Below are 15,596 nucleotides of genomic sequence, written 5' to 3'. Positions count from 1 at the left end.
AGCGGCAAGAAGGTGGCCACCGCCGCCGGTGCCGTGGCAGGGGGTTATGCCGGGAATCAGGTGCAGGGCAACATGCAGGCGGGTGATACCTACACCACCACGGAGCAGCGCTGCAAGACGGTGCAGGAGAGCAGCACCCGCACCATCGGCTATGACGTCACCTACCGCCTCGCCGGCCAGGAAGGGGTGGTACGCATGGAGAAGCAACCCGGCCCCACCATTCCGGTCAAGGATGGCAAGCTGGTACTGAGCAACGCGCAGGGTTGATACTCCGTTAGGAGCGCCCTGCCATGAGGAAGGCCCACCATGACGGTGGGCCTTTTTCATCTTCGCAACCCAACCTGTCTGCAACAGGTCTTCCCAACAAACGTCTTCCCAACTAAGAAAGGGGCCCGCAGGCCCCTTCTTGTTGCTCAATCATCCTCAGTGGCGACCGAAGGGCCACCAGGACTTGTCGTTGTCCAGAATGTCGACCCGGGTCTGCTGCAAGGCGCCGGGCTGGCCCCCTTCCACCCGATCGAGGCTCACCCTGAACTGCTCGGTGGGCTCGACGAACCAGTCATCGATGATCAGCACCTTGACCGACTTGCTGCCCCCCTCGCCCGCGGCCCAGCTCACCGACTGACCGAACCAGGGCAGGAAATCCAGCCCCCAGCGCGCCGTGACCCCGTCAAGGGCCACCCGGGCCCGGGCCGGCTTGCTGAGATCGCCGCTTCGCACCAGGGGGATCTCGGCAAACCACTGTCCCTCGTTCACCGTGATACTGGCCTGAGCCAGCGAGATGGTGGACGGCGCCAGCTTGTCCTTGATGGTCACCAGGGTCTGGTGCTGAGCCCCCAGGGTCGCGCCACTCGGGTCAAACAGCTCCAGGGTAAAGGTCTCGTCCCCCTCGTGCAGGGTGTCGCTTTTCACCGGGATGCTGATGGTCTGGGGCTCGCTCTGCCCGGCAGCCCAGTGCAGGGTACCGGTGAGGGGTGCCACGTCGCTTGCGTCCGCGCTGCCATGGACGATGCGATAACTCACGCTGGCCTCACCATGGCTGCCGTCGCTGCGACTGACACTCAGGGACAAGGTATTCCCCTCCTCCACGCTGGCGGCTGCGCTCTCGAGGCTCAATACCCCGGCTGGCGGCAGCGGGTACTGGATGGCCACCAGCACGGGATCGTGATCCGAGGCGCTGAAGGGCCCTTCGGATTTCGCCAGCTGGCCGCTGTACTTGCTGCCGTACTCGAAGAAGTTGCTCTCGGCGGAGTTGATGTGCCAATCCTCGATGCCGATCACCTTGGCTGCGAGGCTCGGGTTTGCCAGGGCGTGATCCAGGTTGCCGAGCTCCCCTTCGTAGCTGTAGGAGTAGGTGTCGGTGCCGTGGAAGCGGGTGTTGAGGTTCACAAACCCATACCCCTTGCCAAGGGCGCTGCCGCTCTCCTCGAAGGGCTGGCCCGCCAGGGTGGTGAAGGAGGCGCTCATGATCTGGCGCGATTGGGCGGCCGGATCATAGTCGGTCAGCACCCGGATGGGATCTTCCATGCCATAGGCGTTCATGTCACCGATGAGCAGCAGATCCCCGGCCAGATCCTTGAGGTGCTCCCCCAGCACCTTGGCGGCGGAGACCCGCAGCGCGTTGCAGTGGCCCTGGCCATCCAGCGGATCGGCGCTGGCGTAGTCGGGGTAATCCTCAAAGCAGGCGGAGCCCTTGGACTTGAGGTGGTTGACCACCAGGGTCAGGGGCGCATCCCCCTTGGGCGAGCTGAAACGCTGCACCAGCGACTCGCGCATCCCCTGATTGATGGTCACCGGCTTGCCGCTGGCGTCCACCGCCTCGGCCTGCTGCACCGGCAGCGCGATAAGGCTGGCGGCCCCTTGCGGGCTCACGCTGGCGGGTCGGTAGATGAGCCCCACCGTGATGGCGTCGGTGCCGATGGGCTTGCCATCCGGCGAGGCAATCCAGCGGTAGTGATCCGCCTCATCCGGCTGGGCGGCGTTGAGGGCCGTCACCAGGTTGGCGATGGCGGAGTTGTCGCCATAGCCGTTGTTCTCGATCTCCATCAGCCCCACCACGTCGGCATTGAGGCGGGTGATGGCGCTGACGATCTTGGTGCGCTGCAACTCGAACTCCGCCACCGTCAGGGCGCCCCGGTTGCTGCCGGTGGGGTTGGCATCGCCCCCCACCACCGTGGTGAAGAAGTTGAGCACGTTGAAGCTCGCGACCCGCAGATCCCCCGCCTCGGCAAGTTCGGGGGTTTCCACCCGATCCCAGCCACTGTGATCAATCTGGCTCGCGTCGATGCGGTTGCTGGCCACCAGTCGGAACAGGTTGTAGGAGTAACCAAGCGCCCCTTCCAGCCCGTTGAGCTTGTCGCCGATGCGCAGGTAACCGTCCTCGGCGTTGAAGCCGGGGAACCAGGGCAGCACACCGTCCGGCGCCTTGGCGTCGGTCTCCACCACCAGCTGGTTCTGCTGGTTGCGAAGGGCCCAGTCGCTCGCCTCCTGGCTCATGGCGGCAAATTTCTGGGTCGACTTGATGAGCGGCGCGCCATAAGAGAGCACCAGGTTGTTGCGCTTGCCGTCGTAATCGAAGCTGAAGTTGCGGGTCACCACCAGGCTGGAGCCGGGCACCAGCCGTACCTGCATCCCCTCGTGACGCTCCAGCAGCTGGCTCAGGCTCTCCCCCGCCACCGGCAGCAGATCCACCGCAGCCGGGATGGCCCCTTGCGGCCGGGTCACCACCAGCTCGTCTGCGTTGATCTGGGTCTGATTGAAATACTCCTTCACCTTGCCCGAGACGCACACCTCGGCCCCCGGCACGACGGCAGCGTTGGCCTTGGTGCTGTAGACGAAGAGGCCGTCGGAGGTGGCCGGGTCCCCGTCCCCCTGCTCGTCCTGAATGAAGAAGCCCTTGTAGAGGCCGCTCACTACCTGGGTCACCACGCCGCGGGTGGCGTAAGCCTGTTCCGATTCAAACTTGCCGGCCGGCACCAGCGGACTGCTGGTACCGGGGCCCTGAATGGCGGGCACCGGCACCAGGCTGTCCACCGGGCAGACGAAGGCGGGCGGCTGGGTACCATCGCAGGGACCATCGCCGCTGCAACCCAGGCCGCTGGCGTCATCTTTCGGGGCCGCCACGTATTCCTGCGCCGGATCAAAAGGCGACGTCGCATCAGTGCGGCCGATGATGACGGTGGCCTTGCGGCGCAGGGTCATGTCCAGGGTCGAGACGTTGCCCGACACCCAGGCCGTGCCCGGATCCACCCCTACCTGGCCGACGCTGTCGATTATCTCGCTGCCGCGATAGAGCACCAGGGCGTCGTCACCGTTGAACACCAGGTTGCCGCTGGTCTGGGTCGTCTTGGCCAGGATCTCGGCATTTGCTGAGGGGTTGGCCAGCACCAGGGTGGCGCCCGGGGCGAGGGTGCCTTGCAGCGCCAGGCTGTTGGTGGGGGCATCGGTGATGGGTTTGCCGTTGGCGTAGAGGGCCAGCCGGTATTGGGAGAGATCGACGGCGTCGCTGCCGAGGTTGCTCAGCTCCACCGCCTTGTTGTTGCCCGAGCCTTCCAGGTATTCGGTGATGAGCAGTTGCGCCTGTGCCTGTCCAGCGAGGGCCAGCCCGACGGCCAGCGCCACCAGAGAGTGTCTTCCTGACATGGTCAGTTTCCTTTTTTATTTGCAGATCATGTTATTGGCGCCCCGCACAAGGCGGGCCGCAGCACCTTGGATGCAGCCATCAACGGGAGGCATGTCAGCCCCCGGCCGAAACTGCGCGCCCACTCTGCCCCGTCGGCGCCGGGGCTGCTGCGAGCTGGCTAACAATGACAACAAAATGTTGCGCCAAGGTGACGGGCAATACCCGAATGGGCAGTGTCTGCCATCGCTGCGCAGGAAACTGTCGCCCCCCCAGCCCCTGCTGGCGGCCTCTGTCAGGGAGCGACATCGGCGCCGGGGCAGACGGGGGGAGCATTACGGCAGGCCTCTGCCGGTACCATTTCGTGAGCAAACCCACTCACAGACTCCGGATCATGGACAAATCCATGGGTGCCATACCGGGCGCCACTCCCTTCGTGGCCCGAGAAGGCAGAAAACCGGGGGATAAGACTCTCTCCTGGTGCTCTTGTGGAACCGGTTCCAGTAATGACAGAAATAACAAGAGAGGGGATGACACAAACGTTTGTTGCTTTTGCGCTCACGAATGGCAATAGTTCTCACTTTCTTTTTTGACCGTCTCTATTCTCGAGGTGCTACAAGATGTTTCGTCACCCCCTGGCAAAGTTGCTGCTGCTCGGCCAGCTCGTCCTGGTGAGCTGGATGGCGCAGGCCGCCCCCCCCCGTTGAAGTGGAAGATGTGATGGGCCGCAAGGTCTCCCTCAGCCTTCCGGCCAACCGCATCGTGCTCGGTTTCTATCCCGAAGATTACCTGGCGGTGGCCGGTGAAGGCGGGGCCGAACGCCTGGTGGGCATGTCCCTGGGCTGGTTCATGAAGTCCCGTCCCGCCATCTGGTCGCTCTATGTGGCCAGCCAGCCACAACTGGCCAAGGTCCCCGACCTTGGCAACGTGCAGGATCAGAGCTTCTCCATCGAGAAGACCCTGGCAGTCAAGCCCGACCTGGTGATCCTGGCGAAGTGGCAATATGAAGCCCTGGCCGCGGACCTGCCACGCCTTGAGCAGGCGGGGATCCCGGTGGTGGTCATCGACTACAACGCCCAGACCCTGACACAGCACATGGCGAGCACCCTGCTGCTTGGCAAGCTGACCGGCCAGGAAGCCCGCGCCCGGAAGATGGCCGACGAGTACAAGGCCAAGATTGACACCATCACCTCCCGCATCGCCGCCGCGAAGCGCACGCCGCCCCGGGTCTACATCGAGCTGGGTGACAAGGGTCCGGCCGAGTACAGCTACACCTATGGCAAGGACATGTGGGGCGCCATGGCCCTGCTGGCCGGTGGCGACAACGTGGCCGCCCCCTTCGTCGATCGCTGGGGTCCCATCCACCCGGAGCAACTGCTGGCGAGCAAGCCCGAGGTGATCCTGATGGCGGGCTACGAGAGCGTGAGCAGTGCTGTCGCCATGCAGGTGGGCCAGGATGTGTCGGCAGAGACCGTGCGCCAGCGTCTGCAAGGCTTTGCCGCCCGTCCGGGCTGGAGCGAGCTGCCTGCGGTGAAGCAGGGTCGCCTCTACGCGGTCTATCACGGCGCCACCCGCAGCATCATGGATGCCGCCCTCATCGAGTTCATGGCCAAGGCCCTCTATCCGGACCTCTTCCAGGATCTCGATCCCCTGGCCACCTATCAGGCGTTCTATCAGCACTACCTGCCCATCCGTCCCCAGGGCACCTTCATGCTGGGCATCAAGCAGGATGACGCAAGCTAACCCCGGCAATTCGGGTGCGGCCCACCTCGGCCACCCCCTCTTCAGCAACCCTCTTGGATTGTGTGGGCGCCTCTTGCGGCGCCCGTTTCAGGATTGACATCATGAATGATTTGGCTGCCCTGCAGCAGACCCTCGCCCGGCAGCGGCAACGGGAGCGCCGTCGCTGGCACTGGCTCCTGCTGCTCACCCTGGTCCTGTGCATTACCCTGGTGCTCGACATCGCCACCGGCCCCTCCCTGCTGGCCCTGCACGACGTGATCGATGCCCTGGTTTCCCCCGCCCAGGCCGATCCCATGACCCGCACCATCGTCCACGACATGCGCCTGCCCATCGCCCTCATGGCCCTGGTGGTCGGCGCCTCTCTCGGCCTTGGCGGCGTGCAGATGCAGACCCTGCTGGACAACCCCCTCGCCAGCCCCTACACCCTCGGGCTCGCGGCGGCGGCGGGCCTGGGCGCGGCGCTGGCCCTCTACACCGGCGGCCTCGGGCTTCCTCCCCTGGTGGCCATCCCGGCCGGTGCCTTCATTGTGTGCATGTTTGCCGCCTGCCTGCTGTTTGGCCTGGCCATGATGCGCCATGTCAGCAGCCAGACCCTGATCCTGGCGGGCATCGCCCTGCTGTTCCTGTTCCAGTCCCTGCTCTCCCTGCTGCAGTTCCTCTCCTCTCCCGAGCTCAACCAGCAGATCCTGTTCTGGCTGTTTGGTAGCCTGATGCGCACCACCTGGGACTCCCTGATCATCACCGCCGTCGTCACCCTGATCTGCACCCTGCTCATCTACCGGGACGCCTGGGCCCTCACCAGCCTGCGTCTCGGGGAAGCCCGCGCCCGCAGCCTCGGGGTCAACGTCGACAGGCTGCGCATGAAGACCCTGGTGCTGGTCGCCCTGCTCACCGCCACCGCCACCAGCTTCGTCGGCGTGATCGGCTTCGTCGGCCTGGTGGCCCCCCATATCGCCCGCATGCTGGTGGGGGAAGATCAGCGCTTTTTGCTCCCCCTCTCCGCCCTGTGCGGCGCCTGCATGCTCTCGGCGGCCTCGGTGCTCTCCAAGTCCATCATTCCGGGGGCCCTGTTCCCCATCGGCATCGTCACCGCGCTCATTGGCGTGCCCTTCTTCATCTGGTTGATCCTCGGCAGGGGGCGTAAACGTGCTTGAAATATCCCGACTCTCCCTCTCCCTCGGCCAGCAGACCTTGCTGCGGGATCTCAGCCTCACCCTGCATCCGGGTCAGGTCCATGTGATCATCGGCCCGAACGGGACCGGCAAGACCTCCTTGATGCGCACCCTCTTTGGTGAACTGACCCCGGACAGTGGCGACATTCGCCTCGGGGACCAGAGTGCCCGCCAGATGACGCAGGCCAGGTGGCGCCAGCAGTTTGGCTACATGCCCCAGAACATCCAGCTGGAGCTGGATCTCAGCGTCATCGAGGTGGTGGTGCTGGGGCGCCTCGACAGCCTCTCCATGCGCCTCGCGGACGAGGACATCCTGGCTGCCGGCCGGGCCCTGCAGGCGCTCGGCATCTCCCATCTGGCGGATCGCCCTCTTTACTCCTTGAGCGGCGGCCAGCGGCAGATGGTGCTCTTCGCCCAGGTGCTGCTGCGCGACCCCCGCATCATGATGCTGGACGAGCCGGTCAGCGCCCTGGACCTGCACCACCAGATGCAACTGATGGAGCACCTGTGCCAGCAGACCCGGGAGCAGCAGTGGATCACCCTGGTGGTGCTGCACGATCTCAACCTGGCCGCCCAGTTTGCCGATCAGCTGATCGTGCTGGCAGGGGGAGATCTGCAGGCCTTCGGCCCCCCCGCCCGGGTGCTCGACGCGGCCCTCATCGAGCGCCTCTACCAGGTGCCGGTGGAGATAAGCCACGATCAGCACGGCATCCCCTTCCTCAGAACCCTGCGAAAGACATCATGACACAGTGCTGCGCCACCCCGGCGACCACCTCCCCACGCGCTGGCGGGAGGCGATCATGAACGGCGCCTCCTACTGGCGGGACTGGCAGGGCATGAGCCCGGCCGCCCGCCTGCTCATCACCAACGGGCTCGCCTTCAACCTCGGCTTTTACATGATGATGCCCTTCCTCGCCCAGCACATGGGTAGCGGGCTCGGCCTGGCCGGCTGGGCCTGCGGCCTCGTCATGGGGATGCGGGTCTTCAGCCAGCAGGGGCTCTTCCTGTTGGGCGGTACCCTTGGAGATCGCATCGGCTACCATCCCGCCATCGTCTGGGGCTGCCTGGTACGATCCTTGGGCTTCGTGCTGCTGGGCTGGGCCGAGTCCCTGCCCATCCTGCTGCTGGCCGCCGCCCTCACCGGCTTTGCGGGAGCCCTGTTCACCCCCTGCGCCCAGGCCTACCTTGCCAGCGAATGCCGCAACCCGAGCCAGCGTCAGCGCGCCTTCGCCCTGCACAATCTGGCCAGCGAGGCGGGCATGCTGCTCGGCCCCCTGGTCGGCCTCACCTTGACCCAGCAGAGCTATACCCTGACGGGGATCCTGGCGGCGAGCCTCTTTGCTCTGCTCGGAGTGCTGCAATACCGGGTGCTGCCCAAACGCCCGGTGAGCAACCAGAGCCCCCGTGGCGCCATCTTGCGCCAATGGGGGGAGATAGTGCGCCAGCGCCCCTTCATGGGGTTCACCCTGCTGGCGGGCAGCTACCAGATCCTGTTCCACCAGCTCTATCTCGCCCTCCCCGCCCATATCCAGAGCCTGCCGGACGCCACCCACCTGCTCGGCGGCGTCTTCACCCTCTCGGCGGTGATCGGTGTCGTGCTCCAGCTCCCGGCCTCCCGCCTGGTGGAGCGCCGCCTGGGGGTGCCGCTCGCCATGGGACTGGGGATAGGCATGATGGGCCTGAGCTATCTCGCCCTGCCCCTGCTGGCACCCTGGCCGACGGCAGGCGTGTTGACGCAGGTGGCCCTGCTTTCCTTGGGCTCCATCCTCTGCTTCCCGCTCTTCGCCGCCCAACTGCCCCGCTACGCCCCCCCTGAGCAGCTCGGCAGCTACTACGGCTTCTATGCCAGCGCCGGGGGCTGCATGGCGCTCTTTGGCAACCTGCTCATCGGCTTTATGCTGGGGGATGCGGGCAGCCGCCCCGCCACCGCCATCTGGTGGCTGCTGGCCCTCGCCGGCCTGCTGGCGGGAGTTGGCCTTTATTCCCAGCTGCGCAAGGATGGCCAGGTGCAACCTGCTCCCCATCAATAAACAGGGCGGCCAAGGCCGCCCGGTTTTATTCCCTTTTCTCCCCCTTCCACTCTCTGCCTTATCCGGCTAAACCGGCTTCAAGACCTTGTCAGATACGCGAGCAAGCTCGGCTGTACTCGATGAGCAAAACAACATCGGACATGCACGATAGCAATAAAAAGGACGCCATCGGGCGTCCTTGAGGAGGAAGAAAGAGCCGGGTCAACTCCCCAGATGCAGCGCCAACCAGACTGCCAGCGGGATCACCAGCACCGAGAGCGCATTGCCGCCGAGCACGATGCTGGCCACCTTGTCGGGCTGGCACTGATACTGCTCGCACAGCATGTAGTTGAGCACCGCCGGGGGCAGCGCCACCGACAGCATCAGGAGTGGTATCCAGTCAGGTTCGAGGGGCAGCAGCCAGACGGCGAGCCCCAGGGAGAGGCCCCCCGCCAGCAGGTAGAGCAGGTTGCACTTGATGGCCAGCCCCAGGTGATCCAGCTCCCCTTCCATCAGCCGGATGCCTAAGGCAAACAGCATCAGGGGCACCGCTATCTGGCCGAGCAGGGCGGCGCTGGTCACCAGGTATTCCGGCAGCGGGATATGCAGGTTGGCCACCAGCAGCCCGGCGAAGGCGGCCCAGAGCACGGGGCTTCTCAGCCAGAGCCAGCGGGAGCTGCTGGCCGAGAGGATGAACATGCCCACCGAGGAGTGGAGCAGGTTGGAGAGCACAAAGAGGATGACGATGGCGCCGAGCTGCTGCTCGCCAAAGGCGAGCACCATCAGCGGAATGCCGAGGTTGCCGGTGTTGCGAAACATGGCGGGCAGGATCAGTGCGGCCCGCTCTATCTCCTTGAGTTTGAGCAGGGAGAGCAGCAAGCCGGGCAGCAGGATCACCAGGGCACCGGCCCCCACAAGGGGCAGGTGCGCCGCCAGATCCAAGGGGTATTTCACCAGGGCCGAGAAGACCAGCGCCGGGGTAAAGAGCTCGATATTGGCCCGGTTGACATAACCCAGGGCACCGCCCGGTCGCAGCCGTCCATAGAGGGCGCCAAGGCCCACCACCGCAAACACGGGAATGACGATATTGAGCAGGGCGCTGAACATGGGTATTCCGTTTACAGTTCGCGGGCCGGGCGTCCCATCAGCACCACGGGGTCCAGCGTGACTTCCTGGCTGCCGTTGCTGACCCAGAGCTGGCCGTCGGAGATGGTGCAGGTGAGCTGCATGGTGCGCTCCACCATGGCCGCCAGGGGAAGGGTCTGGCTGTCAGAGAGTTCGATGACGCTCAGGTTGTCGTGCAGACCGAGCTTGCCCTGGTTCTGCTTCCACCAGACGCTGGTGCCACGACCGCCATAGAGGTAGAGCACCACCTGGCGAGAGCGGTTACATGCCTTCTTGAGGCGGCGCTCGTCCGGCTGACCCAGCTCAATCCAGAGTTCAATCTCGTCGGAGTAGTTCTTGCACCAGAGCTCGGGCTCGTCGTCGGCAGAGAGCCCCTTGGTGAACTCCAGCCGCTCGGCGGCATGCCAGGCGAAGGCCGCGAGGCGGATCATCATGCGCTCGTCGGTCTCGGAGGGGTGACGGGCCAGGGTGAGGGAGAAGTCCTGATAGATATTGCGATCCATGTCAGACAAGCTGATCTGGGCCTTGAAGATGGTTGCCTTGAGCGCCATAGAAGTCGTGAATACCTGATAAAAGAGAAGGGGGCGGACATGCCGGGCGTCAGTGTAATCAAAATGGCCGCCGGGTTCGACCGTCTTGCGCTCCCTTTACCCCATCAGGGGCAGGCAAGTGCTTCAGAAGACACGAAAAACAAATGCCAGTCGTGAGACTGGCATTTGGCGGCATGAACGAGAGTGACTCACTTCTCGGCGGACTTGACCCCGAAGGCATTGAGCAGCAGGCAGCAGGTCACTGCCACTGCCACGAACCCGCTCAGGAAGATAAAGGGCATGGCCCCATACCCCAATACAGTCCAGATGGTGTGTTCAAGCAGACTCATAGTGTGTCCTTCATCCAGTGAAATGGGTGTCCCTTTCGTGACGGGGTCGCCCCCGTTCCTGATGAGACTATTTGACCTCAACCCGCGCCTGAGTCCTATGCCACCAAAGTAATAAATGGGGCACCAGTTTGCGCCAGATCAAGGTTTTACCCCTCCCCGCCCCGTTTTTCTTCGCGCCCTCGCCCCAAACCGGAAAGGTATGCCCAACAAAAAGCGAGGCGACCTTGGGGTCGCCTCGCTCGATGCATGCCGTCGAGAGCCATCAGTAGAAGGTCTGCTGCTCCGCCGCCATCGCTTTCAGCCGCGCACAGGGGGCGAAGCGGTCGCCAAAGCGCTTCTGATGGTGCTCAAGACGCCCCACCAGATAGTCGATGCCGAGGCTGTCCATATAGCGGAACGGACCGCCCAGGAAGGGGGGGAAGCCGATACCGAAGATGGCGCCGATGTCGCCGTCCCGGGCCGAGGCCACCACGCCGCCATCCAGGGCCATGGCTGCTTCGTTGAGCATCAGCAGCACGCAGCGCTCGGCGATCTCCTGCCTGGCCAGCTTGGCCTGGGGCTTGACGCCAAGCACGTCGTAGACGCTCGCGTCCACCGTCTTCTTGCCCTCCTTGCCGGTGAGCTTGTTGCGCGGAGCCGCCTTGCCATAGAGATAGAAGCCCTTGCCGTTCTTGCGCCCCTTGCGATCGTCCTCCAGCAGCTTGTCAAACGCCTTGGGGGCCTGGAACTGCTCGCCACCCAGCTCTTTCTCGAGGATGGGGGAGATCTTGGCCCCCACATCGATCCCCACCTCGTCCAGCAGGGTGATGGGGCCGACCGGGAAACCGAAGTCGAGCAGAGCGCCGTCCAGAACCTCCACCGGCTCCCCTTCCAGCACCAGGCGCGCCGCCTCGTTCATGTAGGGCGCCAGGATGCGGTTGACGTAGAAGCCGGCCTCGTCCTTCACCACGATGGGGGTCTTGCCCTGGGCCCGGGCGAAGGCCAGGGTGGTGGCCACCGTCTCGGCGCTGGTACCCGCGTGGGGAATGATCTCGGCGAGCGGCATCTTGTCCACCGGGCTGAAGTAGTGCAGCCCCACCACCCGCTCCGGATGCGTCGCCGCCGAGGCGATCTGGTGGATGGGCAGGGAGGAGGTGTTGGAGGCAAACACGGTGTGCTCCCCGCACTCGCGCTCCACGTCCTGCACCATCTGGTGCTTGAGGTTGATGTCCTCGAACACCGCTTCCACCACCATGTCCACCCGGTGGAAACCGGAATAGTCCAGGGTGCCGGTCAGCAGGCTCATCTGTTTCTCCAGCTCGCTGCGCAGCAGTTGGCGACGCTTGAGTTTCCTGGCGAGGAGGTCGTAGCTGTAACGCATGGCATTGCCGATGCCGGCGCTCGCCACATCCTTGATCCGCACCGGTACCCCCGCCTTGGTGGCGGTGACGAAGGCAATACCACCCCCCATCAGGCCGCCCCCCAGCACGGCGGCATGACCCACCTTGCGCGGCTCGGCCCCCTGATAGCTCACCTCTTTCTTCATCACCGTGGTGGCGAAGAAGAGGGAGCGCAGGGCGGCGGATTCCGGCGTCATCACCAGCTCGCCGAAGTGGCGGGCCTCGGCCAGCAGGCCAGCCTGCATCCCCTCCTCCACGCCGATGCGCACCACCTCGATGATACGCTCCGGCGCCGGGTAGTTGCCCCGGGTCTTGGCCTTGACCCCCTTGCGGGCCTGATCGAACAGCACCTTGCGACCAAATTTGTTGGTCTCCAGCACCTTGCCCTGCAGATCCCGTTTCAGGTGGTGGCGCGGCTTGCCCTTCTTGGCAAGCTTGATGGCGGCTTCCAGCAAAATGGACGGGGGCACCATGTCATCCACCAGCCCGAGCTTCCTGGCCTGTTTGGCCCGCACCTGCTTGCCGGTCAGCATCAGATCCAGTGCCTTGGCCACCCCGATGAGGCGCGGCAGGCGCTGGGTACCGCCGGAGCCCGGCAGCAGGCCGAGCTGCACTTCCGGCAGGCCCAGCACGGTTTTACCGTGATCGGTCACCACCCGGCCATGACAGGCGAGCGCCAGCTCCAGCCCGCCGCCAAGGCAGGGGCCGTGAATGGCGGCGATCACCGGGATCCCCAGGGCTTCGATCTCGGCGAACACGTCCTGTCCGGCCCGGGACAGCGCTTCGGCATCCTGGGCGCTGGTGCAGGCCGCCAGCATGGCGATGTCGGCCCCGGCGACGAAGGAGTCCTTCTTGCCGGAGACGATCACCAGGCCGATCAGATCCCCGTTCCCTTTTACCTCGGCCAGCAGAGTGCGGATCTCGTCCGCAAAGGAGGCCTTCAGGGTGTTCATGCTCTCACCGGGCACATCCATGGTGAGGATGCCGATGCCGTCTTTACGAATATCCAGAGAAAAAGTCTTGGCACTCATCATTCCACCTCCAGCACCATGGCCACACCCAGCCCACCCGCCGCACAGGCGGTGTTGAGCCCCAATCCCCCACCCCGACGCCGCAGCTCGTGCAGGGTCTGGGTGATCATGCGCGCCCCGGTGGCGGCAAAGGGGTGACCAAAGGCCAAAGAGCCGCCGAGCACGTTGAACTTCTCCATGTCCACCTCGCCGATGGCCTGATCCCGGCCCAGCTTGTCGCGGGCAAATTCGACGCTTGCAAACATCTTGAGGTTGGCGAGCGTCTGGGCGGCAAACGCTTCGTGCATGTCGATGAGGGTCAGATCCCCAAGGGTGATGCCGGCACGGTCCAGCGCCAGCGGCGTGGCATAGGAGGGGCCCATCAGCATGTCCTGCCAGACATCGATGGCGGAAAACGCGAAGCTGCGGATGTAACCCAGCGGCTCCAGACCCAGCTCGCGGGCACGCCCTTCGCGCATCATCAGCACGGCGGCGGCGCCGTCGGTGAGCGGGGTGGCGTTGGCGGCCGTCACCGAACCGTGGGCCCGGTCAAAGACCGGTTTGAGCTTGGCGTAACTCGCCAGATCCGAGCTTTCACGGATGTTGTTGTCCCGCTCCAGCGGCGACTTGTAGGGGGGCACGTGGGCGGTGAACACCTCACCACTCAATTTGCCCTGCGCCCAGGCTTCGGCCGCCAGGGTGTGGGAGCGGTGGGCCAGCGCATCTTGCGCCTCGCGGCTGATCTGGTGGGTCTTGGCCATCTGCTCGGCGGTCTGCCCCATGGAGAGACCGGTGGAATACTCGGCCACGGCCGGGGGCACCGGCAGCAGGTCCTTCAGGCGCAGACGGCGCAGAATATTGAAACGCTGCTGGAGGTTGCGCGCCTTGTTGAGATCCACCAGGGCGCGGGCCAGAGACTTGCTCACCCCGATGGGCAGCACGGAAGAGGAGTCGGCACCGCCGGCGATGGCGATGTCCACCGTGCCGGCCATGATGGATTCGGTGACATTGGCCACCGCCTGGAAACTGGTGGCGCAGGCGCGCGACACGCTATAGGCATCGGTCCTGACGCTCATGCCAGTGCCAAGCACGATCTCCCGGGCGATGTTTGGCGCTTCCGGCATCTGCACCACCTGGCCGAACACCAGCTGGTCGATGAGCTTGGGGTCGAGATCGGTGCGGGCGAGCATCTCGCTCACCACCAGTTTGCCCAGATCCACCGCAGGCACGCCGTGAAAAGCGGTGGCCTGCTTGGCAAAGGGGGTGCGCAGTCCCGCCACGACGGCTATCCGTTCGCCCTGGCGAGTCGTCAGTTTCAATGGCTGTTTCATCCTGGCTCCTTGGGTTAAAAAGGCAGAGGTCTGACCTCATTGCGCCACATCTTAACAATCCAATCACAACTTTCATACGGCTGATTGAAACTAAATTGTCCCCATCTTGCCACCCTCCCTCGCCCTTGTGAGCCAACTGGGGTATAAAAAGATCAACTTCCATAAAAACAACGGGTTTATCGCATGGCAGCGGCCGAGTTCAGAGCACTTGGAAACTATCTGGGCAGCCAGATCCTGGGACAGGGCCCCCTCATCGAGGGGTTGCTGATCGCCCTGTTATGTGAAGGACATGTGCTGATCGAGGGGGCCCCCGGCCTTGCCAAGACCCGGGCGGTCAAGGCGCTGGCCGGCGCCGTGGAGGGGCGCTTTGCCCGTATCCAGTTCACCCCGGATCTGCTCCCTGCCGATCTCACCGGCAGCGAGGTCTTCCATCCCCAGGATGCGAGTTTCGTGTTTCAACCCGGCCCCCTGTTCAATCACCTGGTGCTGGCGGACGAGATCAACCGGGCGCCGGCCAAGGTGCAGTCCGCCCTGCTGGAGGCCATGGCCGAGCACCAGATCACCGTGGGCAAGAAGAGCTGGCGCCTGCCCTCCCTCTTCATGGTCGCCGCCACCCAGAACCCCATCGAGCAGGAAGGGACCTATCCCCTGCCGGAGGCCCAGCTCGATCGCTTCTTGCTCAAGCTGCTGGTGGATTACCCCAGCCCCGCCATGGAGCTGGCCATCCTCCAGCTCAACGCCCGCGGCGACGCCCTGCCGACGCCGCCGGTCACCCTGAGCCAGTCCGACTTGCTGGAAGCCCGCACCGCCGTTCAAGGGGTACAGATGCAGGGACGCCTCGAGCACTATCTGGTGCAACTGGTGTGCGCCACCCGCCCCGGCAGCGGCCTGTGCCCCGAGCTAGACCCCCTGGTCGCGGTGGGGGCCAGTCCCAGAGCCAGCATCGGCCTCGCAAGAGCCGCACGGGCCCGGGCCTGGCTCGCCGGACGCGACTTCGTGCTGCCCGAAGACATCCAGCAACTGGCGCCAGCCGTGCTGCGCCACCGCCTCATCCCGAGTTATCAGGCGCTGGCGGACAACCTCGATAGCGAGGCGCTCATCACCCTGCTGCTGGATGCCATTCCATGCCCCTGAGCCGGCCCCCACAGGCAGCCCTATCGCCATGACCCCCTTCGCCGAGCCCCGGGATCACCCCGACATCGCCCTCACCCTCCAGCGGCTGCTGGCGGTGCGCCTCTGGACGCGCCAGGGCGAGCGTGCCCGCATTCATCAGGCGGCCCAGGGGCGTATCGGACGCCAGCCCGGGCTCCATTTCAGGGAGCTTCGCC

General features: G+C 64.9%; 11 protein-coding genes and 2 pseudogenes. 7 read left to right on the top strand and 6 right to left on the bottom strand.

Annotation, left to right across the window (positions count from 1 at the left end; genetic code table 11):
• A pseudogene (locus AACR77_RS10790) lies at positions 1-267 on the top strand (glycine zipper 2TM domain-containing protein); the annotation flags it as partial.
• A 156-nt stretch (positions 268-423) separates the two neighbouring features.
• Here the strand turns inward: AACR77_RS10790 and AACR77_RS10785 are convergent.
• Entirely contained in the window at positions 424-3,642 is a 3,219-nt protein-coding gene (locus AACR77_RS10785) for an ExeM/NucH family extracellular endonuclease (protein WP_042881370.1), read from the bottom strand.
• 697 nt (positions 3,643-4,339) lie between these two features.
• On the opposite strand from AACR77_RS10785, the gene AACR77_RS10780 reads away from it, so the two are divergent.
• The 4 genes from AACR77_RS10780 to AACR77_RS10765 all read left to right on the top strand — a co-directional run bounded on the left by AACR77_RS10780 (position 4,340) and on the right by AACR77_RS10765 (position 8,564).
• Positions 4,340-5,362: an ABC transporter substrate-binding protein gene (locus AACR77_RS10780; RefSeq protein WP_231563206.1), complete on the top strand. Its 1,023-nt coding sequence runs from the start codon at positions 4,340-4,342 to the stop codon at positions 5,360-5,362.
• Positions 5,363-5,463: 101 nt separating this feature from the next.
• On the top strand, positions 5,464-6,516 hold the full coding sequence (locus AACR77_RS10775) for a FecCD family ABC transporter permease (RefSeq protein WP_042881368.1): 1,053 nt from the start codon (positions 5,464-5,466) through the stop codon (positions 6,514-6,516).
• Positions 6,509-7,279 (top strand): ABC transporter ATP-binding protein, encoded by a 771-nt coding sequence (locus AACR77_RS10770; RefSeq protein ID WP_042881367.1) that lies wholly within the window; start codon positions 6,509-6,511, stop codon positions 7,277-7,279. Before AACR77_RS10775 ends, AACR77_RS10770 begins: the two co-directional genes overlap by 8 nt.
• A gap of 55 nt (positions 7,280-7,334) precedes the next feature.
• Positions 7,335-8,564 carry an MFS transporter gene (locus tag AACR77_RS10765; RefSeq protein ID WP_042881365.1) on the top strand — a complete coding sequence of 410 codons (1,230 nt, stop codon included), beginning with the start codon at positions 7,335-7,337 and terminating at the stop codon, positions 8,562-8,564.
• A gap of 201 nt (positions 8,565-8,765) precedes the next feature.
• Here AACR77_RS10765 and AACR77_RS10760 read toward each other — a convergent pair whose 3' ends face one another.
• From AACR77_RS10760 to fadI, 5 genes are all read right to left on the bottom strand, one after another.
• Positions 8,766-9,650 carry an AEC family transporter gene (locus AACR77_RS10760; protein ID WP_042881363.1) on the bottom strand — a complete coding sequence of 295 codons (885 nt, stop codon included), beginning with the start codon at positions 9,648-9,650 and terminating at the stop codon, positions 8,766-8,768.
• Positions 9,651-9,661: 11 nt separating this feature from the next.
• On the bottom strand, positions 9,662-10,219 hold the full coding sequence (locus AACR77_RS10755) for a YaeQ family protein (protein WP_042881361.1): 558 nt from the start codon (positions 10,217-10,219) through the stop codon (positions 9,662-9,664).
• A gap of 188 nt (positions 10,220-10,407) precedes the next feature.
• Positions 10,408-10,548: a TIGR02808 family protein gene (locus AACR77_RS10750; protein ID WP_010674670.1), complete on the bottom strand. Its 141-nt coding sequence runs from the start codon at positions 10,546-10,548 to the stop codon at positions 10,408-10,410.
• Positions 10,549-10,810: 262 nt separating this feature from the next.
• Positions 10,811-12,958 (bottom strand): fatty acid oxidation complex subunit alpha FadJ, encoded by a 2,148-nt coding sequence (gene fadJ, locus AACR77_RS10745; protein WP_042881436.1) that lies wholly within the window; start codon positions 12,956-12,958, stop codon positions 10,811-10,813.
• Positions 12,958-14,268 (bottom strand): acetyl-CoA C-acyltransferase FadI, encoded by a 1,311-nt coding sequence (fadI, locus tag AACR77_RS10740; RefSeq protein WP_042881360.1) that lies wholly within the window; start codon positions 14,266-14,268, stop codon positions 12,958-12,960. Before fadI ends, fadJ begins: the two co-directional genes overlap by 1 nt.
• A 183-nt stretch (positions 14,269-14,451) precedes the next feature.
• Between fadI and AACR77_RS10735 the strand changes: the two genes are divergently transcribed.
• Together AACR77_RS10735 and AACR77_RS10730 are read left to right on the top strand one after the other, a co-directional pair.
• The gene (locus tag AACR77_RS10735; RefSeq protein ID WP_042881358.1) at positions 14,452-15,402 is read left to right on the top strand and encodes an AAA family ATPase; all 951 of its coding nucleotides are present in this window, start codon (positions 14,452-14,454) and stop codon (positions 15,400-15,402) included.
• Positions 15,403-15,430: 28 nt separating this feature from the next.
• Positions 15,431-15,596, top strand: a pseudogene (locus AACR77_RS10730) (DUF58 domain-containing protein); the annotation flags it as partial.

Source organism: Aeromonas sp. ZOR0002 (assembly GCF_963866995.1).
GTDB lineage: Bacteria > Pseudomonadota > Gammaproteobacteria > Enterobacterales > Aeromonadaceae > Aeromonas > Aeromonas caviae.
This window is presented reverse-complemented; position numbering and strand designations above follow the sequence as displayed.